Source organism: Ruegeria sp. CH2 (genome assembly GCF_056537065.1).
In genome coordinates this window covers 1-5455 of record NZ_JBQFQV010000037.1, presented here as the reverse complement: position 1 = coordinate 5455, position 5455 = coordinate 1, and the positions used below count along the sequence as shown (strand labels likewise).

Genomic DNA, 5455 nt, shown 5'->3' with positions numbered 1-5455 from the left:
ACGTGCCCCTCGCAGCCTTCAACACCATGTTTTATAAGCAAAATATCTCATTCAGAACAGCAAAATCAGCGGATTACTTGGGGAATGTGGGTTCCCAATTTGGTTTCTGGAACGCCGGGGCCATCGTCTTCAACTGATAGCGTAACAGTGCCTTCTTTTTGTTCAATTAGGAGCTGAATTTTGGAATTCTGCGGGCAGTGATCGATTGAGTTTTGCAAAAGGTTTGCGCAAAGCTGTTTTAGCATACCCTCATCTCCTTCGATCAATGCACACCCTGATTGGTCCTCCACAAAACTGATGTTTTGGCCCTTAACTTCCGCAAGAGGAATCATAGTCTCGACTGCTTCTCGGCCTAATCGGTTCAGATCCAGATAACTGAAAGCTTTTGGGCTGTTGTCCTCTTCGATACGGTTGATCCGCAAAACCGTTTCGAAAGTCCATTTGAGACGATCAAGTTCAGATTGAATTTTGTCGATCGATTCCAGAGATTGACCTTCGGATTGTAGTGAGTCTCTTGCTTCCTGGAGTACGATATAAGCATGAGTTAGCGGATTCTTCAGATCGTGGGCAATGGATGCTGCTGTTGATCGAGTTGTGGACATCAGCGCTGTCAGGTTATCGAGATGACCATTCATCAGCCGTGCAACCCGGTCTATCTGATCGTTGTTATTTCCGACTGGAAGTCTTGCTTTGACTTCCCCTCTTGAGACCCTGTTGAGCGTTTTCGCCATTTGATCGAGTTTGCGATAAGTTCTTATGCTTCTTAAGTAGCCAACCAGCAATGTGCATAACGTTGCAACAATTCCGATTATTGCCAAAGACCACGCCAATGATCGAAGTGTGCTTTTGACAAATGCAAGATCACGACCGACTACAATTACAAACTCTCGATATGCCTGCACGTTCACTCGATGGACACGCTTATCGCCACCCAGATTAATGCCATCATCTTCGATTTCCCCCCAACCTCGAAAGGACGGATATTCGTCGATGTTTCCCGCCAGACGTTTCCCTTGACTGTCAAACAGACCAATCAAGCTTGTGTCGAAGGGCATCCAAAGCGTTGCGTCATCGATCGCCTGTACAACGTCAGAGTCGTTGTCATTGTCGTCTAGAATTTCCTGAATAAACCGCATTTCATCGATCAGCAGCGAGTCCATTTCTCGCTGTAGGTCGCCCCGAATTCTCTCGAATGTCAAAAAGGCCAAGGCAGTGACTGAAAACAGTATTACGACTGCTGCATATAATGCTGTCGTAAACGCTGCCCCAGATACTATGTTCGAGCGGTTCATTTGAATTTCTTCCAGTGGTGATGGAGATTACATGCAGATTTGTTGATAACAAACTTGATTTACGCGACCAAACCCGTGATCCAATGTTTTTACCGTATTGTTGCATGAAAGACTGGTAGTTTTGGCTTGGCGAAGCAAAGAAAACGTCTACGAGACCATCCAACGATTTTCAGTAGACATCATACATAGTTCCTTCGCCTGTATCAGGAAAAGGAAAGAACGTGGCTTCGGTGAAATTGCGGTGCTTCCCTCCGAGGGGAGGAGGGAAGCACCGCTTTGACTGAGGGAAGCCTGCCAGCGAGTGAGTGGTTCGTGAAATCACGTTACCGGTGATGCCCTTCTGGAGGGTTGCAAGTGCTTTCTCAGTCGAGTGTTTGGCTTCAGTTCCACCTGTGGAGCATCTTTTGTGACGTGCTCTTTCCAAGGGGTTTTCACCAAACTTACCTTTCTGAAATATTTGCGCAGAACGTCCTGTCGGCCATTACGTGAGCCGCGCTATCCATTCACTTTTGTGCAGTGTCCGTGATCCTCGAATGCAATGGCCCCATGAGTGGACAATTCATAAGTCATGTTCGGAAGGTGGAGCGCCAACGTCCAGACTTCGTTGGGCTTGATGTGGATGAAAGTTATACCATCCAGACCGTGTGCGACGGAGGCTATGCCATCTGTGTCTTGTACTACCAAACGCGCTTCTGAGGCGTCATCATACTGGAAGATTTGAATGACTTCGCCGCTTGTTTCTGACGAGCATCGGTATTCTGTGTCGCCTGCGATTGCCGCAGTCGCTGTCAAGAGCGTCATAAGGAATGTTGCAGTCTTTACCATTGTTTCCCCGATCAAAATATTGTGCTTTTAGTTTGCGTGTCCTAGTGGTGATTGGCTTTTTACCCGTGCATTTCTTCCGTTTGTGTTGTGGCAGCGGATAGGAGGTTTCACAAACCTCACACACACCCGCAGTCCTGGCTCAGCGTTTTCTGCGCTGACTATTGCGCCGTGTTGAACTGCAATGGACTTGACCAGAGATAAGCCAAGCCCATTCCCGACTTCGTTTCTTGTGCCGTCTGCTCGAAAAAAAGTGTCAAAAATATTGCTGATTTGAGAATCTGGAACCCCAGGGCCGTTATCTGTCACAGCCAATTCAATCTCGTCAGGTTTGGCTTCTACTGATATCCTAATCCAAGATTCGGAAGGGCAATATCGGAGCGAGTTGTTCACAAGGTTTACGAGCAGCTGGCGCAACATGTTTTCGTCGCCTCGGATCAGAACCGTGTCGGCGTTATAATCCGCCGAGATGTGCTTACCTGCGTCCAAGGCAACCGGATAAAGCACCTCAGTAAGACTTTCGACGAGCGCGCTCAAATTTACCGTCTTAAAGCTTGCCTGATGCCTTCCTTTCTCGATCTGAGATACTTTGATCACCGTGTCGAAAACAGTTCCAATGCGCTTTAGGTTGCACTCTAAATCGTCGAGGCTTTGTCGCGGGTCGCCGCCATATTCAATTTCGCTATGAGCCCGTTGCAGCGCAACGAACCCGTTGGTCAGTGGCGTTCGCAAATCCCGAGACATTGTGATTGCCGTCGTCGGAGTGTTGTTGAGTAAACTTAAAACCCAATCCAAACGTTGGTTAATTTTTTGGAAGATGCGATCGAAATGATCGTCTGTTCCTAAAACTGGAAGGCGTATTACGGAGTCGTCTTGAATGGCGTTGTCGAGGGCTCGTACGATCCACATGAGTTTTCGCGAGCTCTGGGAACTGAAGTAGTAACCGAGCCCCAAAACAGTGGCGGTTGTTACAAAGGTCAGCAAAACAAGGCCCTTCCAAAGCGCCGCCAGTGCCTGATTAAGCGCTGTCATGCTCCGAGCGACTACCGTACGATACCCAAGGTACTCAGATGCATGTAGCATATAGACAGGGGCACGCCCTCCGGTCTGATTAAAATCCGGATCCACCTCGTGCCAACCGTTTGCGTCAGGCGCTTTCGCGATCGATCCAGCCAACGCTGAACCCTGTTGGTTGAACAGCGCACTCATGTGCAGCCTTGTTCGGTTAGAGCTGTTCAAATGTGCGATCGCTCGCTGAACTGCGTCAGTGCCGCCATCCACCAGAATCTCAGAAAGCAAAAGCTCTTCGTCCAGGATTTGTTGCCGAAGGTCAGAGCGGAGCCTGTCTTCGAGCGCAAGGTAAGCCGCATACCCGAAGACGGCCGTGGTGACCAAGACAATCACTGCGGCAAAACAAGCCGTTCGAAACGGTAGTCCCGAGATTTTGTTATCGTGGTCCATGAAGGCTGTATCCAACGTTTCGAGACGTGTGCAGAAGTGGTGTCTCGAACGGCTTGTCGATCTTGGACCTTAGCCGGCTGATGTAAGTTTCGATAACGCTGGAATTCGGATCAAAATTGTAGTCCCACACTTGTTCCAAAAGCATGGTGCGTGTCACGATCCGCCCTGAATTTCGCATCAAGACTTCCAACAGAGAGAATTCTCGGGGCAACAAGTCAATTGTCACATCTTGCCGTTTCACAACCCTACTGAGCAGATCCATTGAAAGATCGTGAACATGAAGCTTCGTCACCGCAACGCTGGCCGGTTGCCGTTTAATAATGCTGTTCAAGCGTGCCAGCAGTTCTGAAAAATGAAATGGCTTAACCAGGTAGTCATCCGCACCTTCGTTCAAACCTTCTACCCGGTCCTGAACGTCTCCAATTGATGTGAGGAACAGAACAGGCGTCTGTTTCTGTGCGGCTCTCAGGGCTTTGAGAACAGACAGGCCGTCCATCCCTGGCAGCATTCGGTCCAGAATTATGGCGTCACATTCGTTGTACAAACAATACGATAGTGCATCCCGCCCATCTTCGTACCACTCCACGCTAAAACCGTTTGATTTGAGTCCTGCGTTAACAAAATCGGCAGTCTTTTTGTCGTCCTCTGCGACGAGTATTTTCATTCCAAGACCTCCGATCCAATCAATTATTTTGCGTTTAGCAATACTGGTGCAATTTCCCCATCGAAAAAACCCAGCCACTACAGGATGCCTGGGTCTTTCTGGACAACCTCGAAAGCTAGAGGCTCAACGTTTCTTCGACAGCTTTTACCTGGAGGCGGGCGAGACCTAGATTAGCGGTTTTCCTGTCCAACGCGACATACAAGAAAATGTTTGGGTTTTTTTCCAGTGGACGAACCAGGTGAAACTGTTTGCCGAGTGTGATCAGGATATCTTCGATAGAGTCGTTGAGTTTCAGCGTTTCGATCGCCTGCAATTTGGCTCTCACAACTTCAACATTAGCCGCGCCTGCGGTATCGAGGTCAAACTTGGAGCCGCCTTCTGTGCCCAGCACAAGGCCGGTATCACTGTCAACGAGGCATGCCCCCAATAGGCCTTTGAGTTCACTAAGTTTTGAAATGTCCAACGACATGTTAGGCTCCTTGTTTACTTCGGGATTGTTAGTGTAAACGACACCCGGCACTTGATTGCCTGGTCGAGTTCTGTTGTTTGCAGGTGGAATGGTGATGACGTATTTTTGAACCAGTCCGAATCTTTCGCTGAATCTGGCTAGCACAGAGGCGGCATCACTTTTGGGTTTCGACATTTGCTACCCAATTCTCGCTGTGATTTTGGAATCGGAGTGTGGAGTTGGAAATAAGTCTGATCGAACTGCTTGAGCGTGACGGAAAAGTTGATCGATCAACGTGTCATCCAAATCAGGGAGGCCGCGTAACCAATGGGCGGGGTCTGCCACGCGGTCCGGTGTTACTTTCAGAACCGATGAATGGTGGTCGCAGGCGCGAACATGGATTCCATGGAAAAACCTGAGCGCGGCGACACCAGCAAGAGCCAAGTAATGGATGTAGTTAGTTGACGTTGCCATCATGCTTTCTGGGTCCAGTAGGAATGCAGACCACAAAGGTCCGAACCCGAAGAGAATGCTGGCTATAACGGAAAAAACAGAACTTATCACAGGCCTTCGCCTCATTACCTCGCTACCGAGGCGATAACAGAGTTCCATTAGATTTCGCTAACGTTACATAAACATTAAATATTTGTGAGAATTATCATTTTCTTGATGCGACAGGCTTTGTTGCACAAATGGCTTGAAGGGCGGTCTTCCCCTTTCCCCGGACGGACTTATCCTACGGACACGGTGACGGGTATGCCAAGTGCG

The 5455-nt window shown here is 48.8% G+C and carries 5 protein-coding genes; all 5 read right to left on the bottom strand.

The window, feature by feature from the left end; translation table 11 throughout:
• Positions 1–65: 65 nt before the first annotated feature.
• On the bottom strand, positions 66–1292 hold the full coding sequence (locus ACR0M9_RS20910) for a sensor histidine kinase (RefSeq protein ID WP_480774584.1): 1227 nt from the start codon (positions 1290–1292) through the stop codon (positions 66–68).
• A 495-nt stretch (positions 1293–1787) separates the two neighbouring features.
• Positions 1788–2093 (bottom strand): hypothetical protein, encoded by a 306-nt coding sequence (locus ACR0M9_RS20905; RefSeq protein WP_480547189.1) that lies wholly within the window; start codon positions 2091–2093, stop codon positions 1788–1790.
• Between the two features lie 51 nt (positions 2094–2144).
• Positions 2145–3575 carry a sensor histidine kinase gene (locus tag ACR0M9_RS20900; protein WP_480774583.1) on the bottom strand — a complete coding sequence of 477 codons (1431 nt, stop codon included), beginning with the start codon at positions 3573–3575 and terminating at the stop codon, positions 2145–2147.
• Positions 3562–4239, bottom strand: a complete 678-nt coding sequence (locus ACR0M9_RS20895) for a response regulator (protein ID WP_480547193.1) — start codon at positions 4237–4239, stop codon at positions 3562–3564. Before ACR0M9_RS20895 ends, ACR0M9_RS20900 begins: the two co-directional genes overlap by 14 nt.
• A gap of 115 nt (positions 4240–4354) precedes the next feature.
• Positions 4355–4882, bottom strand: a complete 528-nt coding sequence (locus ACR0M9_RS20890) for a roadblock/LC7 domain-containing protein (protein ID WP_480774582.1) — start codon at positions 4880–4882, stop codon at positions 4355–4357.
• Positions 4883–5455 lie beyond the last annotated feature (573 nt).